At 68.8% G+C, this 16,905-nt stretch carries 16 protein-coding genes; 13 read left to right on the top strand and 3 right to left on the bottom strand.

All coding sequences use genetic code 11. The features are described from left to right. Window positions 1-18 precede the first annotated feature (18 nt). Entirely contained in the window at window positions 19-1,347 is a 1,329-nt protein-coding gene (locus tag CAP40_RS04100; protein WP_179187895.1) for a S41 family peptidase, read from the bottom strand. Between the two features lie 108 nt (window positions 1,348-1,455). Here CAP40_RS04100 and CAP40_RS04095 point away from each other — a divergent pair, with 108 nt between their 5' ends. Then, window positions 1,456-1,929, top strand: a complete 474-nt coding sequence (locus tag CAP40_RS04095; protein WP_179187893.1) for an Lrp/AsnC family transcriptional regulator — start codon at window positions 1,456-1,458, stop codon at window positions 1,927-1,929. Between the two features lie 271 nt (window positions 1,930-2,200). On the opposite strand, the gene CAP40_RS20870 is transcribed toward CAP40_RS04095, so the two are convergent. Continuing rightward, entirely contained in the window at window positions 2,201-3,016 is an 816-nt protein-coding gene (locus tag CAP40_RS20870) for a cold-shock protein (RefSeq protein WP_086128041.1), read from the bottom strand. 210 nt (window positions 3,017-3,226) lie between these two features. On the opposite strand from CAP40_RS20870, the gene CAP40_RS04085 reads away from it, so the two are divergent. The 8 genes from CAP40_RS04085 to CAP40_RS04050 all read left to right on the top strand — a co-directional run bounded on the left by CAP40_RS04085 (window position 3,227) and on the right by CAP40_RS04050 (window position 9,768). Next, window positions 3,227-4,063 carry a TerC family protein gene (locus CAP40_RS04085; protein ID WP_086128040.1) on the top strand — a complete coding sequence of 279 codons (837 nt, stop codon included), beginning with the start codon at window positions 3,227-3,229 and terminating at the stop codon, window positions 4,061-4,063. A gap of 9 nt (window positions 4,064-4,072) precedes the next feature. Beyond that, window positions 4,073-4,693, top strand: coding sequence for a ribonuclease D (locus CAP40_RS04080; protein WP_086128039.1), 621 nt, complete (start codon window positions 4,073-4,075; stop codon window positions 4,691-4,693). Next, a complete protein-coding gene (gene lptC, locus CAP40_RS04075; protein WP_086128038.1) occupies window positions 4,694-5,338 on the top strand; it encodes an LPS export ABC transporter periplasmic protein LptC in 645 nt (214 codons plus the stop codon). It begins immediately after the preceding gene. Between the two features lie 2 nt (window positions 5,339-5,340). Then, complete coding sequence (locus CAP40_RS04070; protein WP_086128037.1) at window positions 5,341-5,952, top strand: LptA/OstA family protein; 612 nt, start codon at window positions 5,341-5,343, stop codon at window positions 5,950-5,952. 125 nt (window positions 5,953-6,077) lie between these two features. After that, window positions 6,078-6,854: an LPS export ABC transporter ATP-binding protein gene (gene lptB / locus CAP40_RS04065; RefSeq protein ID WP_086128036.1), complete on the top strand. Its 777-nt coding sequence runs from the start codon at window positions 6,078-6,080 to the stop codon at window positions 6,852-6,854. A 116-nt stretch (window positions 6,855-6,970) separates the two neighbouring features. Continuing rightward, window positions 6,971-8,509: an RNA polymerase factor sigma-54 gene (gene rpoN, locus CAP40_RS04060; protein ID WP_086128035.1), complete on the top strand. Its 1,539-nt coding sequence runs from the start codon at window positions 6,971-6,973 to the stop codon at window positions 8,507-8,509. Then, on the top strand, window positions 8,506-9,345 hold the full coding sequence (locus tag CAP40_RS04055) for an endonuclease/exonuclease/phosphatase family protein (RefSeq protein WP_256924006.1): 840 nt from the start codon (window positions 8,506-8,508) through the stop codon (window positions 9,343-9,345). Before rpoN ends, CAP40_RS04055 begins: the two co-directional genes overlap by 4 nt. A 36-nt stretch (window positions 9,346-9,381) precedes the next feature. Continuing rightward, the gene (locus CAP40_RS04050) at window positions 9,382-9,768 is read left to right on the top strand and encodes a hypothetical protein (protein ID WP_086128034.1); all 387 of its coding nucleotides are present in this window, start codon (window positions 9,382-9,384) and stop codon (window positions 9,766-9,768) included. 124 nt (window positions 9,769-9,892) lie between these two features. Here the strand turns inward: CAP40_RS04050 and CAP40_RS04045 are convergent, their stop codons facing one another. Further along, window positions 9,893-10,888 carry a ligase-associated DNA damage response exonuclease gene (locus CAP40_RS04045; protein ID WP_086128033.1) on the bottom strand — a complete coding sequence of 332 codons (996 nt, stop codon included), beginning with the start codon at window positions 10,886-10,888 and terminating at the stop codon, window positions 9,893-9,895. 87 nt (window positions 10,889-10,975) lie between these two features. Here CAP40_RS04045 and CAP40_RS04040 point away from each other — a divergent pair, with 87 nt between their 5' ends. The 4 genes from CAP40_RS04040 (at window position 10,976) to CAP40_RS04025 (ending at window position 16,670) form a co-directional block, all read left to right on the top strand. Beyond that, complete coding sequence (locus tag CAP40_RS04040; RefSeq protein ID WP_086128032.1) at window positions 10,976-11,641, top strand: hypothetical protein; 666 nt, start codon at window positions 10,976-10,978, stop codon at window positions 11,639-11,641. An 11-nt stretch (window positions 11,642-11,652) separates the two neighbouring features. Then, window positions 11,653-14,064, top strand: coding sequence for a ligase-associated DNA damage response DEXH box helicase (locus CAP40_RS04035; protein ID WP_086128031.1), 2,412 nt, complete (start codon window positions 11,653-11,655; stop codon window positions 14,062-14,064). A 52-nt stretch (window positions 14,065-14,116) separates the two neighbouring features. After that, on the top strand, window positions 14,117-15,145 hold the full coding sequence (locus CAP40_RS04030) for a retroviral-like aspartic protease family protein (protein WP_243857296.1): 1,029 nt from the start codon (window positions 14,117-14,119) through the stop codon (window positions 15,143-15,145). Window positions 15,146-15,239: 94 nt separating this feature from the next. Further along, entirely contained in the window at window positions 15,240-16,670 is a 1,431-nt protein-coding gene (locus CAP40_RS04025; RefSeq protein WP_086128030.1) for a mannitol dehydrogenase family protein, read from the top strand. Window positions 16,671-16,905: the final 235 nt, after the last annotated feature.

Here is a 16,905-nt window from a genome sequence, read left to right as displayed (position 1 = left end):
GCGCCCCTGGAGCCGCGACTATCCCCGGGGCACCGGATTGCCCGAGCCGTCCGCGCGCTCGATGACCACGCCGGTCACCGCGCCTTCGCCGGTGAAGCGCACCCGGGTAGCCGGGTCGAACTCGAACGCGAACAGGTCGCCGCCCAGCGGCACCATCACCGATTTGACGCCGCCGTCGCGCTGCCAGGTGAGCGCGCCATTCTCCAAGGCCACCGTGCGCGCGCCATAGCGCCCGGCATAGGCGGCGAGCGCCCGGGCGGGTACCGCCGGCGTCACCCGGGCCGCATGGAGCGCGGCGGTCCATTCCAGCTCGGTCCTTTGCGGACCCTGTGCCTTCTCGGCGAGCTTCTGCGCCGCGTCCTGCTGGGCGCGGTCGAGCGCCCGGTCCGCCGGCACCGCGATCTTCGGGGCCACGCCCTTGCCTTCCCAGTTGCCGCCGCCCGGCAGCTCGGGATAGCCGATCGACACGCTCATCACGAAGCCGCCGGGCATCGCGAAATGCTCGTTGCGATAGGCCGCGCCCGCCGTCGTCTCGCCCACCAGCGTGCCGAAACCGAGCCGCGCGACATGCGAGACGAACTCCTCCGCTGCCGATGCCGCGCGATTGCTGGTCAGCACATAGAGCGGCAGGCGGAGCTGCCCGCCGGGCACCGCCTCGCTCGTCGAGCTGGTCGGCGCCTCGCTGCGCAGATGAAAGGTCACCAGCGGCGTGCCCGCGGGAACGAAATAGCTGGCGATGCGGCGCACCGCTTCGGGGCTGCCGCCGCCATTGCCGCGCAGGTCGAGGATCGCCGCGTCGCCTTCGCGCAGGAACGCCATCGCCGCGTCGATCGCTGCCCGGCTCTCCGCCCCGGTCCAGCCGAACCCGTCATAGCGGATATAGCGGACATTGCCGGGCAGCAGCTTCATCTCGGTGATGCCATAGTTGCGCTGGCGCATCATCGCCTTGAAGAAGGGGGTGTCCTCGATCTCGTCATTCTGGCTGCCGCGGCCGGCGATCTCGGCCGACATGCGCGGATCGAAGAACAACGAGAGATGCTTGTCCTGCGCCACCGCATAAAGGTCCTCGTTCAGCCGGCGGGTGAACTCGCCCGGATCCGCGGCGTCGTAGCGCCCGGCCTTCAGGCCCTTGAGGAGCGCGGCGTCGAGCGCGGCGCGCTTGCCCGCGACCACATAGTTCCCGGCGATCGCCTTGCGGATGCTTGTGACGATCTCCGTCTTGCTCGCCGCCGGCGCGGCCATCGGCGCGGGGCCGCCGGGGCCACCTGCCGGGCCCGGCCCCTGCTGCGCCTGCGCGCCAACGGCGAGGCCGGCGGAAAGCGCCAGCGCGGCAAGTGCGATCTTCATGACTCTCTCCCCAACTGTGTTATCTGCATAACACTGCATGGCGTGAAGCATGGGCGCGTGGCGCGCAATTTCGCCTGCCCACTTGCCAGAATCTGGCATAGTAGCGGAATGACCAACGACGCTATCGACCTGCGCATCCTCGCGCTGCTCCAGCAGGACGCATTGATGACCGCCGACCTGCTGGCCGAGCGGCTGCCGCTCTCGCCCAGCGCGATCGCCCGGCGGATCCGCCGGATGCGCGCGGACGGCACGATCGCGGCCGATGTCGCTATCGTCTCGGAAGAGGTGGGGCCCTTCCTGTCGGCGCTGGTCCATGTCCAGTTCGACCGGCACTCGCTCGACGCGCTCCAGGCCTTTCAGCGCCGGGTCCTCGCCAGCCCGCACGTCCAGCTGATGCTCGAAGTGACCGGCAATTTCGATCTCGTCCTGCTCGTCTCGGCGCGCGACATGGATTCGTTCAACATGCTGGTCGATTCGCTGCTCGGCAGCGATCCGGTGGTGCGCCGCTACGAGACGAGCTTCGTGAAGCGCCGGCGCAAATTCACTCCGGCGCTGCCGCTCCACGAGCTGCTGGGGGGATGAGCCGATTCGCGATTTGCTTCACGAAGGCGCGGAGAATTGGTTCGCGCGGAGGGCGCTGAGGCTGTCTCGCGCCGCGTCAGCAGCGCTCTAGCCGTCGTCGTTCCCGACGCCGACAGGGCGCATGCGCTTCCCGCAGGTGTTCCTCTGCGTTCCCAGCGTCCTCTGCGCGAACCAATTCTCTTTCTTCTCCGTGCCTTCGCGCGAATCAAAAAAGCAAAAGGGCCGGACGTTTCCGCCCGGCCCCTTCGATGTGCTGGCCCGAAGGCGCGCCTCAGCTCGACGGCGTGAGGTTCACCGCGGCGTATTTGCCGCGACGATCGACTTCGAGTTCGAACTCGAGTCGGTCGCCTTCATTGAGCGTCGGCATGCCCGCGCGCTCCACGGCCGAGATGTGCACGAACGCGTCCGGCTGGCCGTCATCACGCTGGATGAAGCCGAAGCCCTTCATGGCGTTGAAGAACTTGACCGTGCCGGTCGCCTTCTCGCCCGTCAGCTGGCGCTGCGGGCCACCGCGCTCGCCGCCGCCGAAGCCGCCACGATCGCCGCGATCCTCGCGGGGCGCGCGCTCTTCGACCGGCATCGGCTCGCCATCGATCTTGAGCTCGGTGGCCGAGATGCGGCCGCCGCGATCGACGAGCGTGAAGCCGAGCGGCTGGCCTTCGGCCAGGCCGGTAAGGCCCGCCTGCTCGACCGCCGAGATGTGCACGAAAACGTCTTCGCCGCCATCGTCACGGACGATGAAGCCGAAGCCCTTCTGGCCGTTGAAGAACTTAACGACGCCGGTGCCTTCGCCGATGACCTGCGGAGGCATGCGGTTGCCGCCGCCGAAGCCGCCGCCACCACCGCCGAAGCCGCCACCGCCGCCGCCGCGGAAACCACCGCCGCCACCGCCGCCGCCGAAGCCGCCACCGCCGCCGCGATAGCCACCGCCACCGCCGCCGCCGAATCGGTCACCGCCGCCGAAACCGCCACGATCCTCGAAACCGCCGCCGAAGCCGCCGCCACCAAAATCATCGCCGCCGAAGCCATCACGCTTGTCGCGGCCACGTCCGCCGCGATCCCCACGGCGCCCTCTATCGAAACTCATGCCCTGTTCGTCTTCCCGGTTCGCCCACAAATCAAATCAAAAGCCAAGCGCCGGACGAAAAACGCAGGTCTTCCAGCGCAAAAACTTGCGCCATGGAATCGGCATAGCCCAAAATCGGACAGCGAGCGAACGAAATTCGACTTGATCGGGGCGAACAATCGTTAACCGCGGCGCTTGCGCCACAATCGGGGGCACGGCAGAGGTAGGCGCATGGACGCGATCGCCGAATTGCTCGCCAGTCCGGCCGCCTGGGCCGCACTCCTCACGCTCATCGTGATGGAGGTGGTGCTCGGCATCGACAATCTGATCTTCATCTCGATTCTCTCGAACAAGCTGCCCGAGGACCAGCGCCGGCGCGCCCGCCGAGTCGGCATCAGCCTGGCGCTGGCGATGCGGCTCGCGCTCCTCACCGCGATCAGCTGGATCATCAGCCTGAAGAACACGGTGTTCAGCCTGGGCATCCAGGGCCCGCCGGACATGCACGGCGTGCCCAGCTTCGAGACCGATTTCTCGTGGAAGGACCTGATCCTGCTCGCCGGCGGCCTGTTCCTGATGTGGAAGGCGACGACGGAGATCCATCATTCGGTCGATGCCGACGCGCCGGGCGAGGCCGACCAGCTGCTCGACAAGAAGAAGGTCGCCTCGATCACCTTCACCGCCGCGATCGTCCAGATCCTGCTGCTCGACATCGTCTTCTCGGTCGATTCGATCCTGACCGCGGTCGGCATGACCGAGCATGTGCAGATCATGTACGTCGCGGTGATCGTCGCCGTGGGGGTGATGCTGGTCGCCGCGGATCCGCTCGCCAATTTCATCAACCGCAATCCCAGCGTCGTCATGCTCGCCCTGGGCTTCCTGCTGATGATCGGCATGGTGCTGATCGGCGAGGCGTTCGGCGCCCATATTCCCAAGGGCTATATCTACACCGCCATGGCCTTTTCGGCCGCCGTCGAGGGGCTCAACATCTGGGCGCGGACCGCACGGGCGCGCAGGCAGGCGGCCGCCCGAGAAGCGCCGGCCATTGAGCCCGGCGGCGATCGGGTCTAGGCGGCGGCCATGACTGTGCATTTTCATGAAGAAGACATTCCCGAGAATCTGTTCGCGCCGGGGGCCTCGATCGCCGTCGACACCGAGACGATGGGGCTGATCACCCCGCGCGACCGGCTGTGCGTCGTCCAGCTTTCGGACGGTTCGGGCGACGAGCATCTCGTCCGCTTCGGTTCGCGCTCGGCCTATGATTCGCCGAACCTGCGCATGCTGCTCGCCGATCCGGAGCGGCTGAAGCTCTATCATTACGCGCGCTTCGACCTCGCGGCGATCCGCTTCTATCTCGGCGTCATCGCCGGCCCGGTCTATTGCACCAAGACCGCCTCGCGCCTGGTGCGCACCTATACCGATCGCCACGGCCTCAAGGATCTGGCGCGCGAGCTGGTGGGCGTGGAGATCTCGAAGCAGCAGCAGTCCTCCGACTGGGGCGGCCCCGAACTTTCCGACGCGCAGCGGGAATACGCAGCGTCCGACGTGCGTTACCTGCACGCCATGAAGGAAGAACTCGACAGGCGCCTCGAGCGCGAAGGCCGCACCGACCTCGCCCAGGCCTGTTTCGACTTCCTGCCCTGGCGCGCGGAGCTCGACCTGGCCGGCTGGCCCGAAACCGACATCTTCGCGCACATCTAGATGTCGGAAGTCGCCACCCGCCTCCAGTCGCAGAAGCGCAGCTGGGCGCATCCCGGCAGCACGCACGATAGGCTGATCCGGCTCTCGCTGATCTTCCTGCCGGTGGGCATCGGCGTGCTCTCGGCCTTTCTCGTGCTCGCGCCGCTCCTTACCAAGGGCGATGTCAGCTTCGTGCTCGACAAGAACAAGGTCGACATGGCCACCGAGCGGCTGCGCCTCGAATCGGCGGTGTATCGCGGCGAGGACAGCAAGGGGCAGCCCTTCCAGCTCAACGCGGGCTCGGCGATCCAGAAGAGCTCGGCCGAGCCGATCGTGCAGCTGCGCGACCTCGCCGCCGAGATCAGGCTGCCCGAGGGGCCGGCCACGCTCAAGGCGGATCGCGGTCACTATGATCTCAACAAGGAGCAGGTCTCGGTCGACGGCCCGGTCAAGTTCCAGACCGCCGACGGCTATGTCCTCGACACCGAGAATGCGACCGTCGACCTCAAGACCCGCAAGATGGAAAGCGGCGGCGCCGTGACCGGCAAGACGCCCACCGGCGTGTTCAGCGCGAACAAGATGACCGCCGACTTGGAAAACCGCACCATCTCCCTAGATGGCAATGCACGCTTGCGGATCGTCCCCAAGCGCGCGAATAGGCGCTAGACATGATCCGTGCGACCGCCCTGCTTCCGATCGGCTTTTCGCTCGCGCTCGCCGTGTCCGCCCCCGCGGCCGCGCAGCAGCGCCACGACAGCAATGCGCCGATCGACTTCAACGCCCAGCACATGGAGCTGCAGGACAAGGCCAATCGCGTGCTGTTCAGCGGCAGCGTGCAGATCCGGCAGGCCGAGATGATGCTCGAGGCGGCACGCGTCACCGTCGCCTATACCGGGCAGATCACCGACGGCTCGCCCGAAGTCTCGCGGCTCGACGCGGCCGGCGGCGTCACCGTCACTCGGCCCGATCAGCGCGCGACCGGCCAGTTCGCGGTGTACGACGTCAACAAGCGGATCATCACCATGGTCGGCGGCGTCACGCTCAAGCAGGGGGCCAACACCGTCTCGGGCGGCCGCCTGGTGATCAACCTCGACACCGGCCGCGCGACGATCGACGGTTCGGGCGTAGGCGGCTCGACCGCCGTGCCGGGCACGCCCGGAGTGCAGAGCCGCGGCGGCCGCGTGACAGGCCGCTTCTCGGTGCCCAAGCGCGCGAACACGCCGGCGGCCACGCCGACCCCGGCTCCGGCACCCGCGGCCACGCCGGCTCCGAAACAGTAATCGCCCTTTTTCCACGACACGCCGCGCGGCCCCTTCCCTTCTCGGCCCAGTTCATGCAGGAATCCTGCCAAACTGCCGGGGAATGCCCCGCCGGTAACGCGAGCCCGTCCATGCAGGGACCGAGTATGACCGAAGTCGCCACTCTCGAAACCCCCGTCGCGGACCCCGCGCCGCTGCCCGACAAGGGGCTCGCGGTCGTCTCGATCGCCAAGTCCTACGACAAGCGCGTGGTGCTGACCGACGTGTCGGTCTCGGTCGGCCGCGGCGAAGTGGTCGGCCTGCTCGGCCCCAATGGCGCGGGCAAGACCACCTGCTTCTATTCGGTGATGGGGCTGGTGAAGCCCGACAGCGGCCGCATCATGCTGGACGGCGAGGACATCACGCGCCTGCCCATGTATCGCCGCGCGATCCTGGGCCTGGGCTATCTTCCCCAGGAGACTTCGATCTTCCGCGGGCTGACGGTGGAGGGCAACATCCTCGCCGTGCTCGAGCTGTCCGAGCCCGACAAGGATGCGCGCCGGCGCCGGCTCGACGAACTGCTCGAGGAATTCGGCCTCACCCGGCTGCGCGCCGCGCCGGCCATGGCGCTGTCGGGCGGCGAGCGCCGCCGCGCCGAGATCGCCCGCGCCCTGGCGGCGGACCCGACGATCATCCTGCTCGACGAGCCCTTCGCCGGTATCGACCCGATCTCGATCTCCGACATCCGCGACCTGATCATCCAGCTCAAGCAGCGCGGCATCGGCGTGCTGATCACCGACCATAATGTCCGCGAGACGCTCGACATCGTCGATCGCGGCTACATCATCTATGATGGCCGCGTGCTGTTCGCCGGAGCGCCCGCCGATCTCGTCAAGGACGAGAATGTCCGCCGCCTCTATCTCGGCGAGAGCTTCGAGCTGTAAGCCATGAAAGGCGGCGCCTCCCATAGCCGTCATCCCGGCGAAAGCCGGGATCTCAGGCCGGACCGCACGCGCCTGCCGCACGAGACACCGGCCTTCGCCGGGACGACGACCTTGGCATGAGCCTCGCGCCTCGCCTCGATCTGCGCCAGTCGCAATCGCTGGTGATGACGCCGCAGCTCCAGCAGGCGATCAAGCTGCTGGCGCTCTCCAATCTCGAGATCGAGACCTTCGTCGCCGAGGAGCTGGAGAAGAACCCGCTGCTCGAGAATGGCGGCACCGGCGGCGACGAGGAGCGCGGCGCGTCCGAGCCGGCCGAGGCCCCGGAGCCCGATTTCGAGTTCGAGGAGCGCGACGGCCCGGCGGACGCCAGCGAGCTGATCGCCGGCGGCGGCGAGGCTTCGGGCGAGGCCGCGCTGGACGTGGATTTCGCCGCCGAGACCTTCCATCACGACAGCGGCAGCGACACGATCGGCGCGGGCGGCGGGCTCGACGGCAGCCTGGGCCTCACCGGCGCCGGCGGTGGCGCCGCGCCCGAGGACGGGCCGGATTTCGACAATCTCGGTAGCGCCGATCTCAGCCTCGCCGATCACCTGATGGCACAGGCCGGCGCCAGCGTGGCCGGCCACGACCTGTTCGTCGCCGCGCACCTGATCGATCAGATCGACGAGGCCGGCTATCTCACCGCGGCGCTGCTCGACATCGCCAACCGGCTGAACGTGCCGCTCGCCCGGGTGGAAGCGGTGCTCGCGACGATCCAGACCTTCGACCCCACCGGGGTGGGCGCGCGCAACCTTGCCGAATGCCTCGCGCTGCAGGCGAAGGAAGCCGATCGTTACGATCCCTGCATGGCGCGGCTGATCGACAATCTCGATCTGGTCGCGCGCGGCGACCTCGCGCGGCTCAAGCGCATCTGCGACGTCGACGACGAGGACCTGGCGGACATGATCCGCGAGCTGCGCGGCTATGATCCCAAGCCCGGCTGCCGCTATGGCGGGGAGCCGACGCTCGCCGTGACGCCGGATATCTTCGTCGCCCGCCGCGGCGCCGGCTGGGCCGTGGAGATCAATGCCGCCACCCTGCCCAGGCTGCTCGTCAACCGCGCTTATTATGCCGAAGTCTCGGCGGGCCCGCAGGACAAGACCAGCAAGGCCTGGCTGTCGGACATGCTGGCCAGCGCCAACTGGCTGGTGAAGGCGCTCGACCAGCGCCAGCGCACGATCATCAAGGTCGCCAGCGAGATCGTGAAGCAGCAGGAAGCTTTTTTCCTGAAGGGCGTCGCGCACCTGAAGCCGATGACGCTGCGGCAGGTCGCCGAAGCGATCGAGATGCACGAATCGACCGTGAGCCGCGTCACTTCGAACAAATATCTCAGCTGCGCGCGCGGGCTGTTCGAGCTCAAATATTTCTTCACCTCGGCGATCCAGTCGGCGGACGGTGGCGACGCGGTCTCGGCCGAGGCGGTGAAGAATGCGATCCGCACGCTGATCCAGGCCGAGGACCCCCGGAAGATCCTGTCGGACGACACCTTGGTCGAGCTGCTCAACGCCAAGGGCTTCGACATCGCCCGGCGTACCGTCGCCAAGTATCGCGAGGCGATGGGGATCGGCAGTTCGGTGCAGCGCCGCCGGCAAAAGGCGCTGGAGGGCGTGGGTTGATCCGTTTTCTCGCATTGCTGCTCGCCCTGCTCGCACCGGCGATGGCGCAGGCCCGGGAGGAGCTCGTGGTGATGAGCTTCAACGTCCGCCTGCCTTCGCCTTCGGACGGGGCGAATATCTGGGAGAATCGCCGCGACCTCTTCGTCGAGACGATCGCCGCCGCCGATCCGGACGTGATCGGCACGCAGGAGCTGTTCCAGATCCAGGGCGATTATCTCGTCGGGAAGCTGCCGCACTATAGCTGGTTCGGCATCGACCGGCGCGGCGGCCATGCCGACGAGCATATGGGCGTCTTCTATCGCCGCGACCGGCTGAAGCTGGTCGAACAGGGCGATTTCTGGCTGTCGGACACGCCGGAACAGGTCGCCAGCATCAGCTGGGGCAATCTCTATCCGCGCATGGTCACCTGGGGCCTGTTCGAGACGCGCTCGGGCAGGCGCTTCTACCTGCTCAACACCCATTTCCCCTATCGGGCGGAAGATGCCGCCGCGCGCGAGAAATGCGCCGCGTTGCTCCGCAAGCGCATCGCCGCCCTGCCCAGGGGCGTGCCGGTGGTGCTGACCGGCGATTTCAACACCGGCCCCGATTCGGCGCCGCATGCGCTGCTGGGCGAGATGCTGGCCGATGCCCGGGACGCCGTGGCGAAACCGCTGGGCCCGGAAGCGACCTTTCACGGCTTCAAGGGCGTGGCCGACCATCGGATCGACTGGATCCTGACGCGCGGTTTCAAGGCGCGCGGCTATCGGACGATCGATGCCCATCGCGGCGCGCTCTATCCGTCGGATCATTTTCCCGTGGTGGCGACGCTCGCCTGGCCGGGCGTCGGACGTTTTTAGGATTTTGGTAGGCCCGTACGGGCTATCCCAGCCTCCATGTCTGCCGATTTCACCATCGACGTCGACCCCGCGCGCGATCTCGTCCGCATCCGGATGGGCGGCTTCTTCACTTCCGAGGACATCGGCGCCTTCCTCGCCGAGCGCGCCGAGGCGCATGCCCAGCTCCGTTGCGGCCCCAACCGGCATCTGACGCTCAACGACCTGCGCGACATGAAGATCCAGGCGCAGGAAAGCGTCGAGATGTTCCGCGCGATGCTCGCCGATCCCGCCTATCGCTCGCGCCGGCTCGCCTTCGTGATCGGCCGGACGCTGGCGCACACCCAGCTCCAGCGCGCGCTCGACCGGCGCACCGCGCGCTGCTTCGACGATCCCTGGGCCGCCGAGGCCTGGCTGTTCGCCGGCTCGGACCGCGCCGCCGCCTGAGCCGCTTGCAATGCAGGATTTCGCCCGTCGCGCTCGCGCGGTCCGGGGGCGGCGCCTGCTCTCACCGGCATGGCCTTGACGACCTTGCGCGGCGATTGCCCCGGTTCGGCATCACGCGATTGGATCAATCATCCTCATCCTCGAACCCCGCGAGCTCGAGCGCGCGCGCCTTGATCTGGTGGAGGCGGCACCAATGGACGAGCGCATCCTCGCGGCCATGGGTCACCCATACTTCGCGCGGCTCCAGTTCCGCGATGGTGCGGGTCAGCTCGTCCCAGTCGGCATGATCGGAGAGGATCAGCGGCAGCTCGACGCCCCGCTGCCGGGCGCGCTGGCGGATGCGCATCCAGCCCGATGCCATCGCCGTGATCGGATCGGGCAGGCGGCGCGACCAGCGATCGTTGAGCGCGCCCGGCGGACACAGGACGACCCGCCCCCGCAGCTCGGCCTTCGACATCCCGGTGGCGGGGCGCAGCGCGCCCAGGTCGATGCCCTGCTCGACATAGAGATCGCACAGCCGCTGGAGCGCGCCGTGGAGATAGACGGGATCCTCGAACCCCATCACCCGCAGCTCGCGGATCACGCGCTGCGCCTTGCCCAGCGCATAGGCGCCGACCAGCACGCAGCGATCCGGATTGGCGCGCAACGCCGCGAGCAGCTTGTCGAGCTCGTCATGCGTCTCGGGATGGCGGAACACGGGCAGGCCGAACGTGGCTTCGGTGACGAACACGTCGCAGGGCACCGGCTCGAAGGGCGCGCAGGTCGGATCCTCGCGGCGCTTGTAATCGCCCGAGACGACGATCCGCTCGCCGCGATGCTCGAGCACGATCTGGGCGGAGCCGAGGACATGGCCGGCGGGCACGAAGCGGATGTCGATGCCGTGCAGGGTGATCCGCTCGCCATAGTCGACCGGACGGCCGTTCTGCGGCCCGTAGCGCGCCTCCATGATCGCCAGCGTCTGCGGCGTCGCCCATACCGCGCCGTGCCCGCCCCGGGCATGATCGGCATGGCCATGCGTCACCAGCGCGCGCGCCACCGGCTGCGACGGGTCGATCCACGCCTCCGCCGCCGGAATATAGATGCCCGCGGGACGCGGCTCGATCCAGCTGCCCAATGCCATCGTCCCTATATATGGCTGGGCGGCGGGCGGGTTCCAATCGGATCGGAATTGGCCATCCTTCGCTTTGCACCGGGAGAGGAAGAGGAAATGGATACCGCAGCACGCATCGCCCGGCTCGAGACGCAGCTTCGCCGCCAGCGCATCGCGCTGTTCGCCATGGCCGGGATCGGGGCCGCCGGCTTCGTCATCGCCGCCACCGCGCCGGCCGGGATGATCGAGGCGCGGGCGATCCGGGTGGTCGACGCCGCCGGCAAGCCGCGCATCCTGATCGGCGCGCCGCCGCCGGCCGAAGGGCGCGAACGCACCGACGGGCAGACCGCCTCGATCGTCGTGCTCGGCCCCGACGGCCGCGACCGGGTGATCCTCGGCGAAGAGCCCGACCCCCGCCTGGCCGGCAGGAGCTATCCGCGCGTGGCGGGCGCCTATGGCCTCGTCCTGCACGACGCCGCCGGATCGGAGCGGGGCGCGATGAGCTGGCTCGACAATGGCCGCGGCGTGATCGCGCTCGACCGGTCGGGCGGCGACGCGGTGGCGATGATCGTCAACGAGCAGAGCGGCTTCGCCGGCTTCACGGTCAACTACGCCAATCCACCCGGCAAATATGCCGAAGGCGTGCGGCTGGGCACGCGCGGCGACACGGCGTGGCTCGAGCTCGAGGATCGCGACGGCGGCCAGCGCGCGAAGCTGGCGGTGGCGGGAGACGCGCCGCCCGCGCTGGTCGTCCGGTCCAAGGGCGCGCCGCCGGCTCCCTGATCCGCCATCGCATGGACGCCGCCCTCCCCTCGACCCTGTCGGACTGGTTCGCCGCGCGCGGCTGGGCGCCGCGCCGGCACCAGCTGGAGATGCTCGCCGCCGGCCGCCGGGGCGAGCATGCGCTGCTCGTCGCCCCCACCGGCGCGGGCAAGACGCTGGCGGGCTTCCTGCCCAGCCTGGCCGAGCTGATCGAAGCGCCGGCCGAGGGGCTGCACACGCTCTACATCTCGCCCTTGAAGGCACTGGCGGTGGACGTGCAGCGCAACCTGCTCACGCCGATCGAGGAGATGGGCGTGCCCATCCGGGTAGAGACGCGCACGGGCGACACGCCCTGGGACCGCAAGGTCCGCCAGCGCGCCCGCCCGCCCCAGATCCTGCTCACCACGCCCGAATCGCTCAGCCTGCTGCTCTCCTATGAGGACAGCCTGACGATGTTCTCCGGATTGAAGACGATAGTCATCGACGAGGTCCATGCCTTTGCCACCGGCAAGCGCGGCGACCTGCTCGCCCTTGCCCTTGCCCGGCTCCAGCGCTTCGCCCCGGGGCTGCGCCGCGTCGCGCTCTCGGCGACGGTCGCGGATCCGGACGGCTATCGCGCCTGGCTCGCCCCGCATGGCGATATCGGCGGCGTCACCCTGGTCGAGGGCGAGAGGGGCGCCGAGCCGAACATCGCCATCCTGCTCCCCGAGGACAAGGTTCCCTGGGCGGGCCATTCGGGCATCTATGCGATCCCGCAGGTGATGGCCGAGATCGAGACGCATGGGACGACCATCGTCTTCTGCAACACCCGGGGCCTTGCCGAACTGGTCTTCCAGCAGCTGTGGAAGGTGAACGAGCTGAAGCTGCCGATCGGCGTCCATCATGGCAGCCTGAGCCTCGAGGCACGGCGGCGGGCCGAGCAGGCGATGGCCGACGGCAGGCTGCGCGCGCTGGTCGCCACCGCCAGCCTCGACCTGGGCGTCGACTGGGGCGATGTCGACTGCGTGATCCAGATGGGCGCGCCCAAGGGCTCGTCGCGCCTGCTCCAGCGCATCGGCCGCGCCAATCACCGGCTGGACGAGCCGAGCGAGGCGGTGCTCGTCCCCGGCAACCGCTTCGAATATCTGGAGGCCCGCGCGGCGCTGGACGCCGTCGAGCAGGGCGCGCTCGACCCGGACGTCTTCCGCCCCGGCGCGCTCGACGTGCTGGCGCAGCACGTCATGGCCTGTGCCTGCGCGGCACCGTTCGAAGCGCGTGAATTGCTGCAGGAGATCCGCGCAGCATTGCCCTATTCCGCCCTGCCCGACGAGACGTTCGACAGGATATTGGGCTTCATCGCCGATGGCGGCTACGCGCTGCGCGCCTATGACAAGTTCAAGCGGCTGACGCTCGGCAGGGACGGCCTCTGGCGCGTCACCACCCCGGCCTTTGTTGCGCAGCACCGGCTCAACGCCGGCATCATCGTCGAGGCGCCGATGCTCGAGGTGCGCTTCCGCAACGGCCGCCGGCTCGGCAAGGTCGAGGAGAATTTCGCCGCCGCCCTCTCCCCGGGCGACACTTTCTTCTTCGCCGGCCTGGCGCTGGAAGTAGAGCGGGTCGACACCACCGATCTGGTCGTCCGCGCCACTTCGAAGACCGCGCGCATCCCCTCGTACATGGGCGCCCGCCTCGCCATCACCGCCAACCTTGCCGATCGCGTCCGCCGCTTCCTCCACGATCGCGACCAGTGGCCGCGCTTTCCCGCCGACGTCCGCGAATGGCTGGAGGTACAGGCGCGCCGCTCCGCGATCCCCGCGCCCGGCCAGCTGCTCGTCGAGACCTTTCCGCATGAAGGCCGGCACCACATGGTGATCTACAGCTTCGAGGGCTGGAACGCGCACCAGTCGCTCGGCATGCTGGTCACGCGGCGGATGGAGGCACTGGGACTGAAGCCGCTGGGCTTCGTCGCCAACGACTATGCGCTCGCCGTCTACGGCCTGGAGCAGATCGAGGACCCGCGCGCCCTTTTCTCGCCGGACATCCTCGAGCACGAGTTCGTCGAATGGGTGCAGGGTTCCGCGCTGCTCAAGCGCGCCTTCCGCGAAGTGGCGATCATCGGCGGGCTGGTCGAGCGCCAGCATCCCGGCAAGAGGAAGACCGGACGCCAGGTCACTTTCTCGACCGACCTGATCTACGACGTGCTGCGCAAATACGAGCCCGACCATCTGCTGCTGCGCGCCGCCTGGGCCGATGCGCGTGCCCGGATGACCGATGTCGGCCGCCTCGGCCATCTCCTCGACACTGCCGCCGACACGATGCTGCACATCGACCTGCCCCGGGTCTCGCCCCTGGCCGTGCCGGTGCTCATCATGATCGGCCGCGAGAACGTCGCCCAGGGCGTCACCGAGGACGCGCTGCTGATGGAGGCCGAGGACATCGCAGCGGAGGCGATGCGTCTCGACTAGACACAATGCAGACAGATTGCTGCGCAGCATGCGAAGGTGTATCTTCGTATCCATGAACAGGCTCGCCGCGCTTCTCCTGCTCCCGCTGGCCGCAACCGCCGGAGCGCATGACCGCCAGAATCCCCGCGAGGGCACGCCGCCCCCGCCCCAGGATCCCGCGCTGACCATGCCCACGCCCGAGAATGTCGAGGCGACGCTGCTGGCGCTGGGAGAGATCGACAAGCGGCTCACCGTTCCCGTCGCGGTGGGCAATAGCGGGCCCTACAACTTCATCATCGACACCGGGGCCGAGCGCACCGTCGTGTCGCGCGAGCTTGCCGGATCGCTGCGGCTGGGAGCCTCGGCGCCGGTGGTCATCACTTCGATGACCGGACGCGACCGGGTCAATACCGTCGTCGTGCCCGGTCTCTCGATCAAGTCGATCGGCGAGCAGCATACGATCATCGCCCCCGCGCTCGAGGCTCGCAACCTCGGCGCGCTCGGCCTGCTCGGCATCGATACGCTGCGCAACCATCAGGTGACGATCGACTTCGAGAAGGGCATCATGGCCGTGCGCCCGAGCGTCAAGCGCAAGACCTTCGCGAAGCGCGATCCCGACGAGATCGTGGTCACCGCCAAGAATGTGTTCGGCCAGCTGATCGTGACCGACGCCTATTACGACAATACCCGGATCCAGGTGGTGCTCGACACCGGCAGCCAGGTGACGATGGGCAACAACGCGCTGCGCAAGCGCGTCGGCCGCGACGCGCCCAAGGCCCAGCCGATCACGCTCACCAGCGTCATCGGCAACCGCACCACCGCCGACTATACCGAAGTGCCCAACATCACGGTGGGCAAGGTGCGCTTCGGGGCCATGCCCGTGGCCTTTGCCGAGGTGGCGCCCTTCGAGCGCTTCGGCCTCACCCGGCGCCCGGCGCTGCTGCTCGGCATGGATGCGCTGCGCAGCTTCCGCCGCGTCGACATCGATTTCCCCAACCGCCAGGTCCGCTTCCTGATGCCGGTGGACCGCAGCCCCAAGGAACGCACCACCGGCTCGATGATTCCCGGCGTGAGCGGCTCCTCGCCCCTCACGCGCTATTGAGCGCCGCGCCGCCGACTCGGGCCATTGACTTTGCCAGCCCATTGACTTTGCCAACCCATTGACTTTGGCAGTGCGGGCGGGTTGGTCGCGCCGCATGACCAGCCTCTCGCGCGCCACGCTCGCCTCGCTTCCCGCCGCTATCGCCCGGCCAGGGCACGACCCCGCGATCCGGACCGGCGTGGTCCATTTCGGCCCCGGCGCCTTCCATCGCGCGCACCAGGCGGACATATTCGACCGGGTGCTCGACACCGATCCGCGCTGGGGCATCGCCGCGGTCTCGCTGCGCAGCGCAGGCACTGTCGACGCGCTCAAGGCACAGGACGGGCTCTACACGCTGGCGGTGATCGATCGCGAGCCGGGCACCCGCATCATCGCCGCGCATTCGGATGCGATCGGCCCGGGCGAAGGCGCGCGGCTGCGCACCCTGCTCGCCGATCCCGCGGTGAAGCTCGCCACCAGCACGGTGACCGAAAAGGGCTATTGCCTGGCCGCCGACGGCAGCCTCGACTTCGCCCATCCCGACATCGTCCATGACCGTGCCCGCCCCGCCGAGCCGGCGAGCGTGATCGGCTGGATCGTGTCCGGCCTCGCCGATCGCCGCGCGGCGGGGGCGGCGCCCTTCGCGATGCTCTGCTGCGACAACATGACCGGCAACGGCGCGAAGCTGCGCGCGGCCTGTGTCGCGCTGGCCCGGGAATGGGACGGCGGGCTGGCCGACTGGATAGCCGGCGAAGTCGCCTTTCCCGATTCGATGGTCGATTCGATCACGCCGGCGAGCGACCCCGCGTTCCTCGCCAAGGTCGCGGCCGAACTCGGCGTCGACGACCGGGCGGCGGTGCAGCGCGAACGCTTCACGCAGTGGGTGCTGCAGCGCTTCGACCTGGCCGACGGGCCGGACCTTGCCGCCGCGGGCGTGACGCTGACCAATGACGTGCGCGGCTATGAGCAGGCCAAGCTGCGCATCCTCAACGGCGCGCATTCGAGCCTGGCCTATATCGGCCTGGCGCTCGGGCACGAGACCGTGTTCGAGGCCGTGCGCGATCCCGCGCTGGGCGGCTTTGCCAGCCGGCTGATGCACGAGGACATTGCGGGCGCGCTGAAGCCGGTCGAGGGGCTCGACGTGCCGGGCTATGCCGATGCGGTGCTCGCGCGCTTCCGCAATCCGGCGATCCGCCACCTGCTCAGCCAGATCGCCTGGGACGGTTCGCAGAAGCTGCCCTACCGCCTGCTCGACACGGTTCGCGACCGGCTGGCGGCGGGGCACGACGTGGCGCGGCTGGCAGTGCCGGTGGCGGCGTGGATCGCCTTTCTGCGCCGCAAGGCCCAGGCAGGCGAGCCGATCACCGATCCGCTGGCGGAAACGCTCGCCGGCGCCGCTTCGGGTGCCGACCCGGCGGCCGCGGTGCTGGCGCTGCGCCAGGTGTTCCCAGCGCAGCTTGCCGAGGATGCACGGTTCCGCGATGCGGTGACGGCGGCGGTCACGGCTTTCCTGGACGGGCGGGCGGCGGAGCTGCTGGAACGCTAGTTCCTGCGGCGGGGGAGCCGGCGGCCTGGCAAAGATCGCCAAGGTCGCGCACAGGGCCGATTCCCCGGCGGCTTGTTTTCCCCGCCTTCCCGGAAAAGGGCGTGCATCCCGCAAGATCCTTGCGCGGCGCGGGTCCTATATTTCCTGCGGGTCGAAAGAGCGGCCGCGCGGCCACCCGGCTACGGGAGGCAAGCAGGCGAAATCCTACATTGCAAGACGGATGTGAGAACCCATG

The sequence above is a fragment of the Sphingomonas sp. IBVSS2 genome (genome assembly GCF_002127225.1).
Taxonomy (GTDB): domain Bacteria; phylum Pseudomonadota; class Alphaproteobacteria; order Sphingomonadales; family Sphingomonadaceae; genus Sphingomonas.
The sequence above is the reverse complement of the archived record's forward strand: the minus strand, read 5'-3'. Positions and strand labels throughout refer to the sequence as shown.